This is a genomic window from Rahnella inusitata (assembly GCF_003263515.1).
Classification (GTDB): domain Bacteria; phylum Pseudomonadota; class Gammaproteobacteria; order Enterobacterales; family Enterobacteriaceae; genus Rahnella; species Rahnella inusitata.
The window spans coordinates 201,955-222,544 of the sequence record NZ_JYDE01000017.1 but is presented as its reverse complement, the minus strand read 5'-3'; the positions used below and the strand labels follow the sequence as shown (position 1 = coordinate 222,544).

The following is a 20,590-nucleotide window of genomic DNA, read 5'->3' as shown; positions in this document are numbered from 1 at the left end:
TAACTAATAAAAAACGTTCACCCGAAAACTGAGGCTTCTGCATCAGACGCCCCAAACAAAAATGAACGACAGGAACAGACATCATGAAAACCATCGCAATGACCATCGCAGCACTGACACTCGCCACCGCTTCTTTCTCTACTCTGGCCGCGACTGAAGTTCAGTCCGCCCCGGCAGGTCAGCAAGTTGTCGGCACCATCAGTGCTTCTTCTAACGGCAGCCTGAGCACTTTGCAGTCAAAACTGAATGCTAAAGCAACAGAAGCCGGTGCAAGCTCATACCGCATCATCGGTGCTTCAGGTGAAAACCATCTTTACGGTACGGCTGAGCTGTACAAATAAGTATGAAGAACACGTTAGCGAAAGGTTCCGCACAATTAGTTAACGATTAGTAAATAAATTAGTTGCACAGAATGTGATCCAGGTCTAAGATTTAATTATCGAACGTTAACAAATAACGTCGGACCTAAAAATCATCTGCTGATAAACAGAATTAAAAGGAAGAAATCATGAAAAACATCACTATGACATTCGCTGCAATCGCCCTTGCTACCGCATCATTCTCGACTCTGGCCGCGACAGAAGTTCAGTCCGCACCAGCCGGTCAGCAAGCCATCGGTGTGGTCAGCGCGACCTCCGGTAACAGCCTGACCAGCCTGCAGAACAAACTGAGTGCAAAAGCCAGTGAAGCCGGTGCAAGTTCTTACCGCATCATCGGTGCTTCCGGTGACAACCATCTGTACGGTACTGCTGAGCTGTACAAATAAGCACGCAGGACGTAGCAACAAGGGTAAACAGCATTTAATTTATCAATTAATAAATTAAATGTTTGATCGGACAGAAGACAGCTTTGCACATTAAATGAACGTTGATGACAACGCCTGGCAAAGCTTCAAAACACGAATTGAGGAAATTATCATGAAAAATATCACTATGACTCTCGCCGCTCTTGCACTGGCAACCGCTTCATTCTCGACTCTGGCCGCGACAGAAGTTCAGTCCGCACCAGCCGGTCAGCAAGCGATTGGTGTCGTCAGCGCAACATCAGGTAACAGCCTGACCAGCCTGCAGAACAAACTGAGTGCAAAAGCCAGTGAAGCCGGTGCAAGTTCTTACCGCATTATTGGTGCTTCCGGTGACAACCATCTGTACGGTACTGCTGAGCTGTACAAATAAGTCCGGTTGGCAGTTTAAAGTAGTAAGCAGAAGAGGCGGCGTTTGCCGCCTTTTTCGTGTCTGCTGTTTAGAAAAACATCGACAAACTCTCGCAACCTCTTCTGTTTATGCTACATTTTTGTCTTCTCTTTCTAAAAAAGCCCCTTTCCCAATGTAATGATCCTCATCACTGACAGTTTTCTTTCTCCCTGTTGCCTGTGTGCAATGCGGGGTTTCTGTTATTTAAGATGAGAATCTCTCTTCATGAACACGTTACTTATTGCGCTTTTACGCGCATTGCGAAGTCATCGCTGGCTGCGGCTGCTGGGCTGTGCGTTTATTTTGTCGTCTCTGGGAAATGGCCTGACGCAGGTGGTCGTTTTTGGTCAACTGTTACGCTGGAGCGCCTCACCAGCGACACTGACTCTGGCGTACATGCTGGCGATGCTCCCAGGTTTTCTGGGCAGTCTGTGGGGGGAAACCTTATGCCGGAAAATATCCCCAATGAAAATCCTTATCCTTACCGAAGTGCTCGGCCTGCTGGCGCTGGCCATGCCGCTGTACGGTCTTCTTTCGCATAACATTCCGGCATTACTGGCCGTGCAATCAGCAGAAGCGTTATTTAACGGAATGAGTTATCCCGCTCTGACGCTGATATTTAAACGCGGATTACGCCCTGACGAACTGCCCGCCGCCACCGCAATGGAAACGCTAATTTTTGCCTCACAGGTTTTGCTGGGTACCGGCGCAGGCGTTTTGCTGTTTGATGTCCTTTCCCCCCTGAGTTTGCTCGCAATAGATGCGCTGAGTTTTGCAACATCCGCCGGATTACTTTTATGCACTACCGCCGTTTTTAAAACTTTGCATCAGCCAGATGATGCTCAACCGGGGGACGAAAAACTGCGCTGGCAGAATTTATCGCCTTTGCAACGGCGCAGCATTCTGCTTTTACCGGCACTCGCCGCCGTAGGCTCTCCGGCAATGGCACTTTTACCGGCGCTGGCTCAGGAAATCCGACCCGGCGCCGCGCCCGGTTTGGCACTGCCACTGCTCTTTGCACGCAGTCTCGGACAACTTTGCGGCCCGCTAATGCTCAGCGCTGACAAGCTCCGGCATTATTCTGGGAGTAACTGGCGATTGTTGTTATGTCTTGGTATTTTTCTCGGATGCTACTTTCTTTTACCCCTGTTCGCAAACTGGCCGGGTATCGGGCTGACGTTAGTATTCAGCGCGCATCTGGCTTCCAATATCGTGTTCGCTCTGGGCACTTTCAGTGTGCTGCGATATTTCCCCGGCGGTCAGGTGGCAACGGCCAGCGCAATGGCCTGGCGGGGACAAGTGCTAATCGCCGCAGTTGCGACAGGACTCGCCGGTTTACTGGCGCAGAATCTGGGTGCAGCGATAGCCCTGTACGGAGTTTCCCTTATGAGCCTGATGGGTGTGGCGGTGGTTCTTTGGCGTTATCGCTGGTAATTGAATAAAAAAGGCAGGGATCACTCCCTGCCTTTCATTCATCTGAACCCAATCAGTTCGCCGAGCTTTTCAGCTGGTTATCCTGCTGATACTGCTCCAGCGCCAGTTCAATCAGGCGGGTGATGAGAGAGCTGTAACTCAGGCCGCTGGCTGCCCACAGTTTCGGGTACATGCTGATATTGGTGAAACCCGGCAAGGTGTTGATTTCGTTGATCACTACGTCACCCTCTTCGGTCAGGAAAACATCGACGCGCGCCATACCGCGACATTCCAGAACCTGGAATGCCTGCAGGGCGATAGCACGGATGCGGTCATGCGTTTCCTGTGGCAAATCCGCAGGCACCGCAATTGATGCGCCAGATTCGTTGATGTACTTGGTCTCGTAAGAATAAAACTCATCATGCAGGATCACCTCGCCACACACGCTGGCCTGCGGATTGCCATTGCCCAGTACTGCGCATTCAATTTCACGGCCTTTGATCGCCGATTCCACCAGCACTTTGTGATCGAAACTGAACGCTTCATCCAGCGCACGCTGGTAAGCCGCTTCGTCGCTCACTTTGCTGACGCCAACCGAAGAGCCCTGATTAGCAGGCTTGATAAACAGCGGAGTGCCGAGTTTTTGTGAGACTTCTGCAAAGGTGTTTTTCTGACGGTTAGTGCGCGTCAGGCAGACGAATGGCGCAACAGATAAACCGGCGTCGCGCAGCAAACGCTTGGTGACATCTTTATCCATGCTGACCGCCGAGCCGAGCACGCCGGAGCCGACAAACGCGATGTTCGCCATACGCAGCAAGCCTTGCAATGAGCCATCTTCGCCGAGCGTGCCGTGTACAATCGGGAAAATAACATCCACCTGAGACAAGGCGCTGGCGCTGTGGGTTTCGATCAGCTGATTTTCGGTCTGGCCGGGGATCAGTGCGACCTGATTATTCGAGAGGTTCAGGGCAATCAGCGACGGATTCTCAGCATTAATCAGGTAGTTGCTGGCATCATTAATGTGCCATTCGCCCTTCTTATCGATCCCTAACAGCGTGACATCGAACCGCTGTTTATCAATGGCATCGACGATATTTTTCGCCGACTGCAACGACACTTCATGCTCTGCTGATTTACCGCCAAAAATAATGCCTACCCGTAATTTACTCACCTGCTGCTCCTTGCCGCCAGCGTGACGGCTGTCGGCGAAATGTTTCTGTTAACAAGAGATCTAGTCGACGACAAATAATTTCGCGCCCACCGGCGTCGATGAACGATGCGCTTCGGCGTTGTCCGCTACCTGATAACTCATGCCCGGCGAAAGCGTAAAGGTACGCCCGTCCTCCAGACGCGTGTGCAATTCCCCTTCCATGCAAAACAGCACGTGGCCTTTGCTGCACCAGTGATCCGCTTCATAACCGGCGGAATACTCCACAATGCGCACGCGTATATCGCCAAACTTTTGGGTACGCCACAGCGCCATTCCCACATCACCCGGATGTTGAGTCGGCGTGACCTCGCTCCAGTCCGTGGTGCAAAACGGAATCGCATCAAGCTTCATGAGTTTCTCATTGTCGGAAAAGAAGGAAAGCCAGCATAAAAGTGACCGCTAAATTTATCAATCGCTTGCTCAAACAAAAGCGTTGGAAAGAAAACTGCTGGCAGACGAAAAGTTACGTAAAGACGATTAATCTCAGAGACAGGCCACAGCCCGCGCGCCCTGCGGCCTGTGCGCAAGTGATAAAATTGCAGCAAAAGACTGTGTTGCGGAAGGTGTCTGTGCGACAGACTTCACATTTTATCGACTATGCTTATTGTTCGAATGAGACAGCGGAAACAAAACGCAGTAAGGCGTACGCACCTCAATTCCAACGCGCGGCTGATTTTTGAAAGCGGCGCGCCACAAAACAAGGAGCAACACATGCCATATCAAACGATAAATCCGTTCAATAACAAACTCATTAAAGAATACCAGACGCACAACGATAAGCAGGTTGAAGAAGCGCTGGCGACCGCGCATGCCCTGTATAAATCAGACTGGGCGCAAGGTGATATTCAGCAGCGTGTGAAAGTGCTGCATAAGCTTTCAGACATCATGTCGTCGCGCGTCGATGAACTGGCCAAAGTGGTCAGCGTCGAGATGGGTAAACTCATCGAGCAAAGCCGTGGCGAAGTGCAGATTTGTGCTGATATTGCGAAATTCTACGCCGAAAAAGCGGAAGAATTCCTCAAACCGGTGCCGTATAAGTCAGACCTTGGTGAAGCCTGGGTTGAGCACCATCCCATTGGCGTGATCATGGCCGTTGAGCCGTGGAACTTCCCGTTCTACCAGCTGATGCGTGTACTGGCGCCAAATCTGGCTTCCGGTAACAGCGTGATTGTAAAACACGCCAGCATCGTGCCGCACTGCGCGGAAACGTTCGAGAAACTGGTCGCCGAAGCCGGTGCGCCAAAAGGCACGTATACCAACCTGTTTATTTCACAAGATCAGGTGGCCACCATCATTGATGATGACCGCGTTCAGGGTGTCGCGCTGACCGGTTCGGAAAAAGCCGGTGCGATCGTAGCCGCCCGCGCCGCCGGTAAGCTGAAAAAATCCACGCTGGAACTGGGCGGGAACGACGTGTTTGCCGTACTCGATGATGCGGATATCGACAAAGCGGCGAAAGCCGGTGCGCAGGCGCGAGTCTCCAACGCCGGTCAGGTGTGTACTGCCGCCAAACGTTTCATCATTCATGAAAAAGTGGCCGATGAATTCCTTAAAAAATTCACCGAACACTTCAGGGCACTGAAGATGGGCGATCCGCTGGATAAATCCACCACGCTGGGGCCGTTGTCCTCTGCCGATGCGGTGAAAACATTGAGCAAGCAGGTTGACGATGCCGTGAAACACGGTGCCAAACTGCACTTTGGCGGTAAGAAAGTCTCAGACAATCCGGGTAACTTCTTCGAACCGACGATCCTGACCCACATTACCCGCGATAATCCGGCCTATTTCGAAGAGTTCTTCGGCCCGGTTGCGCAGGTTTATGTGGTGAAAAATGATGAGGAACTGGTGAAACTTGCCAATGACTCACACTACGGCCTCGGTGGTTCGGTCTTCACCAAAGATATGAACCGCGCCCGTAAACTGGCAAGCCAGATTGAAACCGGCATGGTGTACGTCAATTCACCGACAGACACCGCCGCCGAGTTGCCGTTCGGTGGGGTGAAACGCTCCGGTTTTGGCCGTGAGCTGTCAGATTTGGGGATCAAAGAGTTCGTGAACCAAAAACTGGTCGTGCTGGCCGCGAAGTCTTAATCCTCCGCTTTACTCCTCCCCTTGCAAAGGAGGAGGCTGGGAGGGGGTATTCTTAATTGATCCCCCTCCTTCCCCCTCTGTCATTCGTTTTATCGTCACCTCATTCCCCAAGCCTTGATTCACAACAAAGCGGCAGGCCTGCGTCCCTCTCTATAATCGAGGCCGTTTGTCTTCCCACTGGTGAATCACATGGCATATGAACTCAATCTCGACTGGCCAGCGTTTTTAGAAAAATACTGGCAGAAACAACCTGTTATCATTAAAAAAGCGTTCACAAATTTTGTCGATCCGATAACTCCGGATGAGTTAGCAGGCCTGGCGATGGAACCTGAGGTGGACAGCCGTCTGGTCAGCCATGCGAACGGTCTGTGGCAGGCGAGTAACGGACCTTTTGAACATTTCGATAATCTCGGTGAAACCGGCTGGTCCCTGCTGGCTCAGGCCGTTAACCATTGGCATGCACCCTCTGCCGAACTGGTTCGCCCGTTCCGTGTGTTGCCGGACTGGCGTCTTGATGACCTGATGATCTCTTATTCCGTCCCTGGCGGCGGTGTAGGTCCGCACATCGATCAGTACGATGTGTTTATCATTCAGGGGATGGGCAGCCGTCGCTGGCGCGTGGGTGATAAATTGCCTCTCAGGCAGTTCTGCCCGCATCCGGCACTGCTGCACGTTGAACCCTTTACGCCAATCATCGATGAAGATCTTGAGCCGGGCGACATTCTGTATATTCCGCCGGGCTTCCCGCACGACGGGTTTACCCATGAAACAGCGATGAACTATTCCGTCGGTTTCCGTGGCCCGAATACCCGTGATTTCATCAGCAGCTTTGCAGACTATGCATTGGAAAACGATCTGGGTGGCGACCACTACAGCGATCCGGATCTGACGCTTCGCGATCACGTTGGCAAAGTGGAAGAGTATGAGCTTGAGCGCGTACGCAACATGATGCACGAGCTCATCAATCAGCCGGAAGAGTTCAAACAATGGTTTGGGCGTTTCGCCACCACGCCACGTCATGAACTGGATATCGCCCCTGCTGAGCCGCCGTTTGAAGCCCATGAAATCGTCGATGCGCTGATGCAGGGCGACAGCCTGACGCGGCTGAGCGGCCTGCGCGTGCTAAACGTCGGTGGCCGTTTCTTCGTCAACAGCGAAGCACTTGAGACTGAAAATATCGCCGCCGCGGATGCGCTGTGCCGTTACACCCTTATCGGCAAGAAAGAGCTGGGAAATGCGTTGCAGGACCCGGAATTCATCGCCGTGCTCACCGAACTGGTGAATCAGGGTTACTGGTTTTTTGACGATTAATATTCAGGTCTGTTGATAACAATAAAGGCGGCACCCGATGGACGCCGCCTTTTTACTTTCTCTTTTACTTTCTATTGTTCACTCAGGCCGGTAAAGCTCGACCGGCGTTTTCGATTTGCGTTCTTCTGGCTCGAACAAATCAATTTCTTCGCCGTGAATGTATTTTGCCCGCAGCATCGCGGAGATCTTATCCATGGTCATCACGATCACGACCAGAATCAACGTGATAAACATCACCACATCCCAATTCCACAACCGCATGTTCTCCGCGTACACCAGACCAATCCCTCCCGCGCCGACAAAACCGAGCACAGCCGCTGAACGGGTATTGGACTCAATCTGATACAGCGAAAGCGCGAGAAATGTCGGGAAGGACTGGGTGAAGATGCCGAAACGATGGGTTTGCAGCGGCGATGCGCCCAGCGCCCGCAGGCCGCGGCTCGGCGAGCGCTCAACGGCTTCATGACCCTCGGCAAACAGCTTGCCGAGCAGCCCTAAATCCTGCATCACAATTGCCAGCACGCCCGCCAGCGGCCCCATGCCGACGGCGCGGACAAAAATCAGCCCCCAGATCGCCATATCCAGCCCGCGCAAAACGTCCAAAAGTCGGCGGATAATCAGCGAAACGGGTTTCAGCAGCGGCGTTGACATGACGTTGCGCGCAGCCAGAAATGACAGCGGCAACGCCAGGAAAGACGCGGTGATGGTTCCGGCAAATACGATCGCCAGCGTAATGGCAATCTGCGAAAAGTAGTATTTAAAAGGCCATTCGGACACGTTATGCCATACGAACATGCGCAGGAAATAGCGCCCGACTTCACGGGTGCCGCGCACCATATCGTGCCACGGAATGCCGAAATAGCTGAAGAAGTAGACGTAATACAGCGCGATGCCAATGGCCAGTATCGCCAGATAACGCAGATAGCGGCGCTGTGCGGCAAACAGGTGCGCGTGCTGCTGTTTCAGGCTGTTGACGATATGAGGTTCGAGCGCGTCGGTCAGCATCAGAAAGTGCCCTCCACCACGCGTTTGCGCAGTTTGCCTGAAAGATAATCCATCGCCGATACCACCAGAATAATCAGCAGCAAGGTCATGCTGACCTGATCGTAACGATCGAGTTTAATAGACGTCATCAGTTCCTGCCCGATGCCGCCGGCACCCACCAGCCCGAGGATAGTCGACTGGCGGAAATTAATTTCCAGTCGCATAAAGCTGTAAGACAGAAAAATCGGTTTGACCTGGGGCCACATGGCAAAGCGCATCCGCTGGAGGCGCCCGGCGCCGCAAGCACGCAGTCCGCGCACCGGTTTGTCCGAGGCAGTTTCAATGGATTCGTAGAACAGCTTGGTGAGGCTGCCGACGGTGTGTAACGTGAGCGCGATAAAGCCCGGAATAGCCCCGACACCAAACGCCATCACGCACATTACCGCCCAGGCCAGCTCCGGCATGGTGCGCAAGAATGCGACAAAGGTGCGGATACTGAATTTCAGCCATTTTGGGGAATCGGTATTATTAGCCGCGAGAAAGGCCAGCAGTACAGCCAGCGCGGTGGATAAAATTGTCGAGGAAAGCGCCAGCTGAATAGTTTCCCAAATCAGCGGCAGCTGAATATTTAGCCTGTAGCCCCAATAGGCGAACGAACCTTCCGTATGCCCGTCGGCGAATAATAAAGACCAGTGCAATACCGGCACCGTTTCGCGAATATAATCTAAGAAACTCGGTGCAGAGACAATAATGGTTTTAAGATTCAGCTCGGAAACATTGCCAGACCACAGATACAAGATCAGCATAATCCCGGACCAGATCAGCGCTTCCCGCTTTTGCTTACCGCGTATCTGTTGATAATAACGATTAAAGTCTTTATTCAAAATAATATTTCCGGTTAACAGATTATCATTATTCCTCCCCTGCGAAGGGGAAAATCAGGAGGGGGTATTAAAAACGACAATAATGATAAAAGTATTTGTTTTCTGAAGCGCCATTAATACCCCACTCCATCCCTCCCCTTTGCAGGGGAGGGAGATAAGGCTTAACGACCGCCTTTCGTCAGTTCGCGTTTCATATCAATAATCTGCTGATATTCCGCCAGTGACGTTTCACCGATATGCTGTTTACCGCCGACTGCTTTAACGAAGCAGGCGTGGTCTTCTTTGTCCAATTTCTTAATGGCAGAGACCAGCTTGGCTTTAAAGGCAGGTGGCAGATCGCTGCGCACTAAAATCGGGCCGTTAGGGATCAGCGGTGATTCCCAGATAATACGGATTTTCTTCATCAGATCCGGATGGTCCATGCGGATCATGCGGTTGAATGCGCCGGAGGTATAACCGGTTTCACGATCGCCTATCATTGATGCCCAGGTCACCGCACCTTCGAACTGGCCGTTAAGCACGCCCAGGATATCCTGCTCATGGCCGCCGGAGAAGGTCACGCTGGAGAAGAAGTTGTTATATTTGTTGTCAGTGGTGCCGCCAAATTCTTTCTTGAAAGTCTGGTTCGGGATCAGGTAACCGGAAGTGGAATCCGGGTCAGCGAAGCCGAATGATTTACCTTTCAGGTCAGACAATTTCTGGTAAGGACTGTCGGCTTTAACGACAACAACGGAATGATAACCGCGGGATTTGTCCGTATCGTCGATAACAATACCGACCAGGTCTACGGCTTTCGGGTTATTAATATAGACAGAGGCGAAAGACGAAGGTGACATGCTTAATACCATATCCACTTTCTTACCTAATAGCCCCTGAATAACACCGGAGTAATCAGAGGAATTACGCAGTTTGGTATCGACATTTAATTCTTTATCGAAGAAATCTTTGACGCACTGATTATCACCGATTTGCTGAGTGGCATTTTGCCCACCCAAAATACCCATGTTTAATTCTTTCGGTGCCTCTTCTGCCATGCTGTGCATTGCGGTAAAAGAACCTGCTACAAAGACTGCCAGACGTAATAACTTCTTCATGTAATGGTGACCTTGTGTAGATTGAGAGAAAGTAGAAATAAGGACTGCAAAATGAATAACGTTATATTTTAACTGTTCACCGCTTCGTGCTCTTCACCGTATAACTGATGCAGGATCCCGTCAGTTAACTGATCCGGATGACCATCGAAAATAATCTGCCCTTTGGCAATGCCAATGACGCGGGTGCAATAATCTTTCACCAGTTCGACTGAATGCAAATTCACCATTACCGCGATATTTTCTTCGCTGACTTTCTTCAGCGCATTCATGATGCGCAGGGTATTTTTCGGATCGAGCGAGGCGACGGGCTCATCGGCCAGCAGAATTTTCGGGTTTTGCATCAGCGCACGGCAAATCGCCACGCGCTGCATCTGACCGCCGGAAAGGTTTTCCGCCCGCTGTAACGCATGCGGCAACATGTGTAACCATTCGAGCAGTGAAATCGCGCGGGCGCGGTCTTCGTCGTCGAACTGGTTAAAGAAAGATTTGAACGTGGATGTATGGCTGAGACGCCCGAGCAGTACGTTGGTCAGCACATCAAGACGCGGTACAAGACAGAAATCCTGAAAAATCATGCCGCAGCCTGAGCGCCAGCGGCGCAGCGCTTTACCGGTCAGCCCCGCCAGTTCCTGCTGTTCACCGTTTTCGTAATGACACACCACACTGCCGTCAGTTAACGGAATGGTACCGTTGAGGACGTGCAACAGCGTGGATTTCCCCGCGCCGGAACGGCCAATGACCGCGACAAATTCACCGGCATGGAGATCAAAATTAATGTCATTCAGGACGCGCTGACCGGATTTATAGGATTTCACCAGACCTTTGACGTCGAGTACTTTGTTCAGATGCTGCGGTCCGGCCTGAGGATATTCAGCCTGTGCCAGCTTAAGTTGTGCCTGCGCCATGATGCTGTCTCTCGGTTGCTTTCATTATCTGGCGTTCATTAAGCGCGAGTTTTATGACACATCAATGACGATTTAATGGACAGCGCGTGACAAAAAGAGACGAGATTAAGTCTATGATGGGAGGGGCGCCAAATGCGCATCACGTCAAAAAAGGAAGATGAAATGGATAATCAGACACTCATCGCCGCATTGAAAGAGATTGCCGGCAGCCGCCATGTTCTCACCGGAGACAGTAACACCGAGCGCTACCGAAAAGGTTTTCGCTCAGGCGGCGGTAAAGCGCTGGCGGTGGTTTTCCCGCAAACGTTGCTGCAGCAGTGGCAACTACTGAAAGCCTGCATCGCCGCGGACAAAATTGTCATTATGCAGGCCGCTAATACCGGTCTCACCGAGGGCTCAACGCCCAGTGGCGAGGATTACGATCGCGATATTGTGATTTTCAGCACCCTGAAGCTGGATCAGATCCAGTTGCTCGACGGCGGCCATCAGGTTGTAGGTTTCCCTGGCAGCACGCTCTACAAACTGGAAAAAATGCTCAAGCCGTATCACCGCGAACCGCACTCGGTGATCGGTTCTTCGTGCATTGGTGCGTCTGTCGTCGGCGGGATCTGCAATAACTCGGGCGGTTCGCTGGTTAAGCGCGGCCCTGCCTATACCGAAATGGCGCTTTATGCACAGATCGATGAGCACGGCGAACTGCGGCTGATTAATCATCTGGGCATTAATCTGGGCGACACGCCGGAAGAGATCCTTAACCGTCTGGAAAGAGCCGACTATCACGAGGCCGACATTCAGCACGATCAGCGGCTGGCATCCGATCACGATTATGCAGAACGCGTGCGCGAAGTGGATGCCGATACGCCATCACGCTTTAACGCCGATGAGCGCCGGTTGTTTGAGGCCTCAGGCTGTGCCGGAAGGCTGGCAGTATTTGCAGTGCGTCTGGACACTTTCCCGGCCGAATCCCAGCAGCAAGTGTTTTATATCGGCACCAACGACACCGCCGTCCTGACCGAACTGCGCCGTCAAATCCTGCGTGATTTCACCAATCTGCCGGTGGCGGGCGAATATATGCATCGCGATATTTTTGACATCACCGAAGTCTACGGCAAAGACACGTTCATGATGATCGACAAACTCGGCACCGATAAAATGCCGGATATGTTTACCGCCAAAGGCAAGTTTGACGCGCACATCAGCAAAGTCCCTTTCCTGCCGAAAAACTTCAGTGACCGCGTGATGCAGTGCCTGAGTAAGGCCCTGCCCAATCATCTCCCGCCACGTATGAAACAGTACCGCGACCGCTTCGAACATCATCTGTTGCTGAAAATGTCCGGTCCAGGCATCGATGAAGCGCTCAGTTTTCTCACCCGTTTCTTCAGCGATGGCCAGGGGGATTTCTTTATCTGTTCTGCCGACGAAGGCAAGAAAGCGTTCCTGCACCGCTTTGCCGCAGCCGGTGCTGCCGTGCGTTATCACGCTGTGCATGAAAAAGAGGTGGAAGATATTCTGGCATTGGACATCGCACTGCGCCGCAACGACCGCGACTGGTTTGAGACGTTGCCGGAGGAGATTGACAATCAGCTGGTGGCAAAACTCTATTACGGGCATTTCATGTGCCACGTTTTCCATCAGGATTACATCGTCAAAAAAGGCGCTGACAGCAAAGCCCTGAAACACCGGATGTTAGAACTGCTTGATGCCAAAGGGGCAGAATATCCCGCCGAGCACAACGTCGGGCATCTCTATCTGGCGAAACCTCATCTGAAGGAATTCTACCGGCAGGCCGATCCGACCAACAGCTTCAATCCGGGGATCGGCAAAACCAGTAAACTCAGAAACTGGCGGGAGTAATTCGCTGGCCGTAATTACATTACTTTTCTCCCTCCCCTGCGAAGGGGAGGGAGAAAAACGACTTCATCTGCTAAAAGTTAAAATAACTTCGTTCCATAACCCCACATCAATACCGTCAGCGCGAGCAATAATTCGAGAACCAGAACCCCCATCGCCAGCGTTGAGCTGGAGAACAGGAAGCCTTCACGGTGGTCAATATTGAGGAAGTTAGGAATGCCCAGATACAGCAGATAACCGCTGTAACACAGGCCGATAATCCCAACGAACAGGCATAACCAGACCATCGGATACAGCGCGACAATACCGCTGAGGAACATCGGTGTGGCAACGTAGCCGGCGAACACGATACAACTATTTAGTGTCGGGCGGCTGTCATAGCGACGCGCCATCCAGTAGATAATCCGCCCCATCAGAGCGACAGCGCCGAGCATCAGAACATAAAAAATAACGGCGATATAAGATGCGGTGAACATGGAAACCAGCAGTTTCTGTCCGTCACCGAAATTCCAGCCAAGCTGTGTTGTACCAATAAAGGAACAGACAACCGGGATAAGTGCCATCAGAAGCACATGGTGTGAATACACATGTGAAACGGTTTCCCGTTCACGCTGGATTTGTTGCAGTTCGGGACCCGGATGGGACATCAGCCCCCAGACATGATTAACCATGAAACACCCCCTTGTACGCCGAAAGCCGCCTGCGGCGTGCGAAGATAAGCCTTCGGTAATGCCCGGATATCTTGTCTCGCAGGGGCACAGAGAAGGTGGCGACCTGTCTATATTATAGCCGTTATTGAAGACTCTGCTGATACAGCCAATCCCCCACGCAGAAGGATTGGCCATTTTCGGGCCTGTGAGAAATTTAATGGATGTAACGGGCTGCGGTAAACGTGACGCCCACCAACACCACCATAAGACTGACAATCCACTGGATCACCCGAATTAAACTCTGATTTTGCTTCATCGCGTTTTCAGCAAATATCGCGGGGATTTTTGTCACGGCTACGTCAAGAGCATTGAACCTTTCATCCATTCTGGCGAAACGCTGATCGATCTTCTCGAAACGTTGATCAATCTTCTCGAAACGTTGATCGATTTTTTCAAAGCGCGCCTCCACACGAACATTCATCTCCGTCACCACTTCCTTGATATGACATACCTGTTGTTCAAGCTTTCCAACGCGCAGATTCGTGTCGGTGACGACGTCAGTCAGCTGACCGAGCTGCTGTTCGACCTTCCCCATTCTGAGATTCAGGCTGGCGATTTCCTCGCCGTGTTTGATCCCTTGTTTTTCGATATTATTGATCTGGTTTTGCATTAACTTTCTCCTTTGCATTTTTCCCTTAGGTTCTTCCGGACAGACTGGCGCGCCAGGCAAATAGAGCATCGGATTGACGGGCGAGATATCCATTGTTCTGATTTGATACATGCGTTGTTATCCCTCACGTAAATTTCCCTGTTCAGACATCCTTAATCTGCTTGCAGTTTGCACTGTACAAAAACCCACCTCAAATCAATTTATTGCTCGTTTAAGACACGAATATTTATGTATCTATACCTGCGAAACTTGCATTGACCAAACCAATAAATATCAAATAAAAGAGCCCCTTACGGGGCTCTTTTACAGCTTCAGTTTAACGGTGAAAGTAGTTTAGTGATGCTGCGGGTTCTGCAACGCCATTGCACCGCCCTGAGTTTTACGCGCCTGCTTAACCTCTTCCTCACTGACGGCCGGAGCCTGATTGCCCCACGCGTTACGGATGTAGGTACTCACATCCGCCATCTGCCTGTCGGTCAGTTTCCAGCCAAATTCAGGCATGTCGGCACTGGTCGGATTGCTGGCCGTTGCCGCTCCCTGCCCGCCGTTCATCAGTACGTGCAGGATGTTGGTCGGTGCGCTGGCTTGCACCCCGTTGTTACCCTTCAGCGCCGGTACCATGTTGCGTACGCCTTCACCGGAATTCTGGTGACAGGCCGCGCAGTTATCCGCGTAGAGGGCCTTGCCACTGGCCATCGCCGGGCTGACCGCCAGCGGCGTCGACGCATCTTTGCTGCCAGGTAAACTTTTCAGGTAAACCGCAATGGCGTGCAGATCGGCATCCGACAGATGCTGAAGCGAGTTGGTCACCGCTTCGGCCATCGGCCCGGAAGCCACGGTGCGAGCGTTAGCCCCGGTTTTCAGGTACTGAACCACCTCGTCTGTTCCCCAGTCGCCGATGCCCTGACGGGTATTGCCGGTAATTTCCGGGGCGAACCAGCCCTGCAATTCACCGCCCTGCAAATGCACACCAAAGTTATCGCCGCCCAGCGGATTTTTCGCCGTGTGACACGACGTACAATGCCCCAGCCCTTCCACCAGATACGCGCCACGGTTCCACTCCGCCGACTGGGCCGGATCCGCTTTAAACGGTGCGGTATCGAGGAACAACAGGTTCCAGCCGAACATCATCAGGCGAATGTTATACGGGAACGGCAGGTCAGTTTTCGGGCCATCGTAATGCACCGCTGGCACCTGGTCCAGGTAGGCTTTAATGTCTTTCAGATCCTGATCGCTGACTTTGGCGTAAACGTTGTAAGGCATTGCCGGATAGAGATTTTCGCCGTTGATGCCCTTACCATTTCGCACTGCATTAATAAACTGCTGATCGGTCCACCCACCGATACCGGTTTCTTTATCCGGTGTGATGTTGGTGGCGTAAATCGTGCCAAATGGCGTGTTCAGGCCGTAACCACCGGCGAAAGGTTTACCGTCGCCCGGCGCGGTATGACAGGCAACGCAGTCACCGGCGAGCGCCAGATATTTACCCCGTTCGATAGCGGTTTTACCGGTCATCGCCGCCGCAGCCGGTGCCTGAAATTCTCCGGACTGAATCGAATTGTGGCCGATTTTGTAACCGACAAAACCCAGACCGCCAAGGGCGACCACGCCCACAAGAACCGCTAATTTTTTCTTCACGCTCATGATTAAACCCTCACCAGCGGACCCGGAGATTTCAGATACTGGGTTTTGATGGCTTCCGCAGCCCACAGCGTCAGCGCGCCCACAGTACCGGTCGGGTTGTATCCGCCGTTATTGGCGAAGGCCGATGCACCACACACAAAGACGTTATGCACATCCCAGCTTTGCAGATAGCGGTTTACGGCACTGGTTTTGGGATTGTCGCCCATGCACGCACCCCCGGTGGTGTGCGAAGAAAGATTGTCCATCGGCGAGAACGGTTTTGCCGTCGGTTCCTGACGCACAACTGTTTTCGCGCCCATCGCGTGAGCAATTTCTTCCGAACGGTCGGCCATGAATTTGCCGGAGCGTTTATCGTTTTCGATCCAGTCGAAGGTCACACGCAGCAACGGCTGGCCGTGGCGGTCCTTATAGTCCGGATCGAGATCGAGGAACACGTCGCGGTGCGGGTAACTGTTCCCCATGCAATAAACGTTGTTGTAGTTCTGATAGCTGTGTTTGACCGCTTTTTTCCAGTCTGCACCCCAGCGCGGCGTGCCCGGCGGTACGTTATTGGAATAGCCAATCGGACGACCATTGGTGGAATGCACCAGCGCCACGCCACCGCCGATGAAATCGTGACCGGTGTGATCAAAGTTGTCGCCGTTGAAATCGTCAATGGCCTGCGACAATGCACCGGCACCGATGAACGGATTCATCATTTCATCTTCGAAGAAGAAACCCGCGCCGGACACGGTCTGATAGGCATAGTTACGCCCCACCACGCCTTCGCCGGTTTTGTGATCGTAAGGCTGACCAATGCCGGAAAGCAGCATCAGACGCACGTTGTCCATCTGGTAAGCAGATATCACCACGATATCTGCCGGTTGCTCCCACACCACGCCGTCGCTGCCGATGAAGGTCACGCCGGTGGCGGTTTTGCCGTCGGCGGCTTTATTGACGCGCAGGACTTCGGATTCCGTGATCACCGTGAAGTTAGGGCGCTGCATGACCGCAGGCAAAATGCAGGCATTCGGGCTGCTCTTTGACCAGTTACCGCAGCCGAAGAACTCGCAGTAGCCGCAGTAGGTGCACGGCGCCATATTCACTCCCAGCGGGTTGGTATACGCGCCGGAAGTGTTGCCCGCCGGTACAGCAAACGGGTGATAGCCCATCTCACGAGTGGCTTTATCGAAAATCATCGACAGTTCGGTGCGCTTGAGCGGCGGCAGCGGATAATCGCGGCTGCGCGGGCCTTCGAACACGTTACCGCCTTCGATCTTCTGCCCTTTGATATTGCCCGCTTTACCGGATGTCCCGGCGTAGCGTTCAAATTTGTCGTAGAAAGGTTCGATGTCGTCATAGGTAACGCCCCAGTCCTGCACCTGCATTCCGTCGAGGAATTTCTCTTTGCCGTAGCGCTCCACCGTCTGGCTGTAGCTTTGGAAATCGTACGGCAGAAAACGCCAGGTCATGCCGTTCCAGTGGGTGCCCGCGCCGCCGACGTTCATGCCGAACTGATAGGTGTTGAATTCGCGCAGCGGCAGCGCCTGCTGGATAGGATTGTTACGAAACGTCAGGGTTTCCACCGCCGTCGGCTGCATGATCGCGCGGCGGCTGACGAAACGCAGCTCGTCAGTATCAATGGTGGTCGGGAAATCATTACTGGTGTCTCGCCAAGAGCCACGCTCAATCGCCACGACATTCAGCCCCGCCAGCGTCAGCTCATTCGCCATCAGCGATCCGGCCCATCCGAGGCCGACGATCACTGCATCGACCTTCTCACGTTTATTGCTCATCTTTCTTGTGCTCCTGAGGATCTAAAAATGCCCGTGCCGTTTACGGACGGCTTTTTATGATTTTTCGTTTCGGGTCAGCATACTGACGGGTTCGATGTGGAGATCTTCGCCACGACGGTCGATCACATCGCGGAAGTCATATTTCGCACCGGGAAAACCCAGCATCTTCCAGCTCGCCATGTCCTTGTTGCCGCCGTAAAGCGGATCGGAGAAGAACCCTTCGCGCATGTTTTGCACCAGCATGTTAAAGAACAGCTGACCGTTTACGCCGCTGAGCGGGATCTCGCCGGACTCGATGCGGCGCAGTAAATCATCCTGCTCAACGCCGCTCAGTTCAGTGAAGTTTTTTCCGCTGTTGCGAGCTTTGGCGACGTCATTCAGTGCCGCCAGACCGAGTTTGTAGCGCTCGGCAGGTGTGTCTTTATACTGCGGTCCCGCCTGTGGCAGACCATCCTGAATCACCGGGCCGAGACGGTAGGTCGTCACCGCGTTGCCGTAATCGCCACTCAGCTGGCGGTCAAGAAACACTGCGCAACCGGCCTCTTTACCGCCGATGCTCAGCTCATCGGCTGGAATGATACGGTCAGCCAGGGTTTCAATCAGGCTGACCTCATCCGGCGTGAAGAAGGTCCATTCCCCTGCAACGACGGGTTCTGGCGGGCGTACCGAGTGAACAATCCACGGCATACCGCCGGAAAAGATTTTGGCTTTGACCTTCAGCGCGGTGCTGAACAACAGCACGGCCATCGAGGTCAGAAAATGTCTGCGTTTCACGATAATTCTCCTTGTTAACGCACTGTGGCGGGGCGTACCCACAAAAGGGACGTGGGCTTTGAATATGTGACGGAGATTATACGAAGATGTTAGATGAAAGTAAGATATTTCGAACCGCATGGTTCATATTTTATTTGATGAATATCAATGCATTATGATTTTCGTAGTGAGTTAGCACACTAAGTAACAAATATTTACAGGCAAAACGCCCTCCCCAACACCTCAACAAACCGTTAACGTAAGGGCGAAGACTTTCCCCCGGAGGCCACCATGCGCATCACCTGTTTACACACGGCAGACAGCAATATTGCCGTTTTCGACAACGCCGCCCGCCAGCTGGGGCTTATGCATCATGAAATTACGCATCTCTCGCGCCCCGATTTACTCGCCGCGGCGGAACGTGCCGGAGGGCTGACGGCTGAACTGCGCCAGCAGACAGCGGAGTTGCTGGTGAATCTGGCGGCAAACGCCGACCGGGTATTGCTGACCTGCTCGACGCTCGGCGCGGCGGCTACGCTTGCCAACGAAAGCAGCGCCGCGCCGGTCTTGCGCGTGGATCAGGCGCTGGCGGCACAGGCGATGCAGACGCCGGGAAACATCGTGGTGCTCTGTGCAGTGGAAACCACGCTCAGCCCAACACGCACGCTGTTTGAGCAGGCAGAAAAGCATCCGCAGGCGGCCCTTGAGGTGCGTCTGGTAAACGGCGCGTGGGAGAAATTCAAACAGGGAAATCTGGCGGGATATTTACAGACCGTTGCCGCCGCCGCTGACGCGGCTTATCGTCAGGGCGCAAACTGCGTGGTATTGGCGCAGGCGTCGATGGCCGGTGCCGCAGAGCTGACACAAACCGGCGTGCCGCTGACCAGCCCGGCATGTGGCCTGCGCGCAGTAGTTGCCAAACCGGAGGCATAAGTTGCAGGCATCGGGCAGGCGAAAATCACAAGAGTGTCTATACTCAAGGTGAAATATCATTGGCTTAGCTGCGCGGGTCGGTGAAGGCTTAGAGTGAATTAAGGAAAAAATATGAAAATTATTCTGTGGATTATCGCCATTATCTTTATCGTCGGCTTACTGACCCTGACAGGGGTGTTTAAACTGATTTTCTGATTGTTGCGTCTGAAAAACTTTCCCTGCATAAATGAAAAGTCCGGCCTCTGCGCCGGACTTTTTCGTTTTGATAATGAACCGCGAACTAGTCCTGCGCTTCTTCCACGCTTGGCTGGGTTTTCTGCTGATCTTTCTGCTTACGGTAATTTTTCGCAATCTGCGGAACAGGCACGGTTTTGCCGGTTTCCATCCAGGTGCGCAGACGGTTGGCATCCGCAAAGGCGGTGAATTTCCCGAAGGCGTCCATCACGACCAATGTCACCGGTTTGCCATTAATGGTGGCGCGCATCGCCAGACAGTGTCCGGCGTCATCGGTATAGCCAGTCTTGGTCAACTGAATGCTCCACGACGGGTTCATGATCAGATGATTGGTATTTCGAAACGGCAAGGCATAAGCAGGATGGCTGAACACCGCAGTTTTTTCCGAAGTGGTGCTCAGTTCGCCAATCAGCGGATAACGCTGGGAGGCCAGCAGCAGACGGGTCAAATCACGTGCCGTCGAAACGTTGCGCGGCGACAAACCGGTCGGTTCGACGTAGCGGGTACGTGTCATCCCCAGAGATTTGGCCTTGGCATTCATGGCCTTAATGAACGCTGAATATCCGCCCGGATAATGCGCAGCCAGGCTGGCCGCCGCACGATTTTCTGAGGACATTAACGCCAGCTGGATCATCTGACGGCGGGTAATTTCACTGTTGAGTTTCACACGGGAGAACACGCCGCGCATTTCAGGGGTATTACTGATATCGATATTGATGACTTCATCCAGCGGCAGCTTCGCATCCAGCGTTACCATGGCGGTCATCAGTTTGGTCAGGGAGGCAATCGGCCTCACCTCATCAGGATTTCGGGAGTAAATCACTTCGTGGCTTTTAAGATCCACTACCATAGCACTGCCGGAAGCAATTTGAACAATCGGGGCGACAGCCTGCTCTTGCCTGGCAGCAAAGGCGGCGGGGGCAGACAACATGCCGGTGTTTAACGCGAGTAAGCTCAGAACTAGAAGACGGATTTTCACATGCATTGCTCTGTAT

The 20,590-nt window shown here is 52.8% G+C and carries 21 protein-coding genes; 9 read left to right on the top strand and 12 right to left on the bottom strand.

Annotated features, from left to right (window positions below; genetic code table 11):
- Positions 1 to 83 precede the first annotated feature (83 nt).
- The 4 genes from bhsA (TU92_RS10880) to TU92_RS10865 all read left to right on the top strand — a co-directional run bounded on the left by bhsA (TU92_RS10880) (position 84) and on the right by TU92_RS10865 (position 2,627).
- Positions 84 to 341, top strand: a complete 258-nt coding sequence (gene bhsA, locus TU92_RS10880) for a multiple stress resistance protein BhsA (protein WP_112167036.1) — start codon at positions 84 to 86, stop codon at positions 339 to 341.
- A 167-nt stretch (positions 342 to 508) separates the two neighbouring features.
- Positions 509 to 766 (top strand): multiple stress resistance protein BhsA, encoded by a 258-nt coding sequence (bhsA, locus tag TU92_RS10875; RefSeq protein ID WP_112167034.1) that lies wholly within the window; start codon positions 509 to 511, stop codon positions 764 to 766.
- Between the two features lie 151 nt (positions 767 to 917).
- Complete coding sequence (gene bhsA / locus TU92_RS10870) at positions 918 to 1,175, top strand: multiple stress resistance protein BhsA (protein ID WP_112167397.1); 258 nt, start codon at positions 918 to 920, stop codon at positions 1,173 to 1,175.
- Between the two features lie 243 nt (positions 1,176 to 1,418).
- Entirely contained in the window at positions 1,419 to 2,627 is a 1,209-nt protein-coding gene (locus TU92_RS10865) for an MFS transporter (protein WP_112167032.1), read from the top strand.
- Between the two features lie 52 nt (positions 2,628 to 2,679).
- On the opposite strand, the gene ddlA is transcribed toward TU92_RS10865, so the two are convergent.
- Complete coding sequence (gene ddlA, locus TU92_RS10860; RefSeq protein WP_112167030.1) at positions 2,680 to 3,777, bottom strand: D-alanine--D-alanine ligase; 1,098 nt, start codon at positions 3,775 to 3,777, stop codon at positions 2,680 to 2,682.
- Between the two features lie 60 nt (positions 3,778 to 3,837).
- On the bottom strand, positions 3,838 to 4,167 hold the full coding sequence (locus TU92_RS10855) for a DHCW motif cupin fold protein (RefSeq protein ID WP_112167028.1): 330 nt from the start codon (positions 4,165 to 4,167) through the stop codon (positions 3,838 to 3,840).
- A gap of 360 nt (positions 4,168 to 4,527) precedes the next feature.
- Here TU92_RS10855 and TU92_RS10845 point away from each other — a divergent pair, with 360 nt between their 5' ends.
- The gene (locus tag TU92_RS10845; RefSeq protein WP_112167024.1) at positions 4,528 to 5,907 is read left to right on the top strand and encodes an NAD-dependent succinate-semialdehyde dehydrogenase; all 1,380 of its coding nucleotides are present in this window, start codon (positions 4,528 to 4,530) and stop codon (positions 5,905 to 5,907) included.
- Positions 5,908 to 6,096: 189 nt separating this feature from the next.
- On the top strand, positions 6,097 to 7,218 hold the full coding sequence (locus TU92_RS10840) for a ribosomal protein uL16 3-hydroxylase (protein ID WP_112167022.1): 1,122 nt from the start codon (positions 6,097 to 6,099) through the stop codon (positions 7,216 to 7,218).
- Between the two features lie 78 nt (positions 7,219 to 7,296).
- Here the strand turns inward: TU92_RS10840 and phnE (TU92_RS10835) are convergent, their stop codons facing one another.
- The 4 genes from phnE (TU92_RS10835) to phnC form a co-directional block, all read right to left on the bottom strand.
- Positions 7,297 to 8,223, bottom strand: coding sequence for a phosphonate ABC transporter, permease protein PhnE (phnE, locus tag TU92_RS10835; protein WP_112167020.1), 927 nt, complete (start codon positions 8,221 to 8,223; stop codon positions 7,297 to 7,299).
- A complete protein-coding gene (gene phnE, locus TU92_RS10830; RefSeq protein WP_112167018.1) occupies positions 8,223 to 9,086 on the bottom strand; it encodes a phosphonate ABC transporter, permease protein PhnE in 864 nt (287 codons plus the stop codon). Before phnE (TU92_RS10830) ends, phnE (TU92_RS10835) begins: the two co-directional genes overlap by 1 nt.
- Before the next feature lie 161 nt (positions 9,087 to 9,247).
- On the bottom strand, positions 9,248 to 10,180 hold the full coding sequence (gene phnD / locus TU92_RS10825; protein ID WP_112167016.1) for a phosphonate ABC transporter substrate-binding protein: 933 nt from the start codon (positions 10,178 to 10,180) through the stop codon (positions 9,248 to 9,250).
- Between the two features lie 68 nt (positions 10,181 to 10,248).
- Positions 10,249 to 11,085 (bottom strand): phosphonate ABC transporter ATP-binding protein, encoded by an 837-nt coding sequence (gene phnC, locus TU92_RS10820; RefSeq protein WP_112167014.1) that lies wholly within the window; start codon positions 11,083 to 11,085, stop codon positions 10,249 to 10,251.
- A gap of 162 nt (positions 11,086 to 11,247) precedes the next feature.
- Here phnC and dld point away from each other — a divergent pair, with 162 nt between their 5' ends.
- Positions 11,248 to 12,939, top strand: a complete 1,692-nt coding sequence (dld, locus tag TU92_RS10815) for a D-lactate dehydrogenase (RefSeq protein WP_112167395.1) — start codon at positions 11,248 to 11,250, stop codon at positions 12,937 to 12,939.
- Positions 12,940 to 13,016: 77 nt separating this feature from the next.
- On the opposite strand, the gene TU92_RS10810 is transcribed toward dld, so the two are convergent.
- The 5 genes from TU92_RS10810 to TU92_RS10790 form a co-directional block, all read right to left on the bottom strand.
- On the bottom strand, positions 13,017 to 13,607 hold the full coding sequence (locus TU92_RS10810) for a Yip1 family protein (protein WP_112167012.1): 591 nt from the start codon (positions 13,605 to 13,607) through the stop codon (positions 13,017 to 13,019).
- Positions 13,608 to 13,800: 193 nt separating this feature from the next.
- Positions 13,801 to 14,367, bottom strand: a complete 567-nt coding sequence (locus tag TU92_RS10805) for a hypothetical protein (RefSeq protein WP_112167010.1) — start codon at positions 14,365 to 14,367, stop codon at positions 13,801 to 13,803.
- Positions 14,368 to 14,589: 222 nt separating this feature from the next.
- Entirely contained in the window at positions 14,590 to 15,900 is a 1,311-nt protein-coding gene (locus TU92_RS10800; protein ID WP_112167008.1) for a c-type cytochrome, read from the bottom strand.
- A gap of 2 nt (positions 15,901 to 15,902) precedes the next feature.
- Positions 15,903 to 17,675, bottom strand: coding sequence for a GMC family oxidoreductase (locus TU92_RS10795; RefSeq protein WP_112167006.1), 1,773 nt, complete (start codon positions 17,673 to 17,675; stop codon positions 15,903 to 15,905).
- Between the two features lie 54 nt (positions 17,676 to 17,729).
- Positions 17,730 to 18,449, bottom strand: a complete 720-nt coding sequence (locus TU92_RS10790; RefSeq protein ID WP_112167004.1) for a gluconate 2-dehydrogenase subunit 3 family protein — start codon at positions 18,447 to 18,449, stop codon at positions 17,730 to 17,732.
- A gap of 270 nt (positions 18,450 to 18,719) precedes the next feature.
- On the opposite strand from TU92_RS10790, the gene TU92_RS10785 reads away from it, so the two are divergent.
- Both TU92_RS10785 and TU92_RS22660 read left to right on the top strand, forming a co-directional pair.
- A complete protein-coding gene (locus tag TU92_RS10785; protein WP_112167002.1) occupies positions 18,720 to 19,361 on the top strand; it encodes an aspartate/glutamate racemase family protein in 642 nt (213 codons plus the stop codon).
- A 111-nt stretch (positions 19,362 to 19,472) separates the two neighbouring features.
- Positions 19,473 to 19,556 carry a small membrane protein YohP gene (locus TU92_RS22660; protein WP_019105993.1) on the top strand — a complete coding sequence of 28 codons (84 nt, stop codon included), beginning with the start codon at positions 19,473 to 19,475 and terminating at the stop codon, positions 19,554 to 19,556.
- Positions 19,557 to 19,641: 85 nt separating this feature from the next.
- Here TU92_RS22660 and pbpG read toward each other — a convergent pair whose 3' ends face one another.
- A complete protein-coding gene (pbpG, locus tag TU92_RS10780) occupies positions 19,642 to 20,580 on the bottom strand; it encodes a D-alanyl-D-alanine endopeptidase (RefSeq protein ID WP_167457453.1) in 939 nt (312 codons plus the stop codon).
- Positions 20,581 to 20,590: the final 10 nt, after the last annotated feature.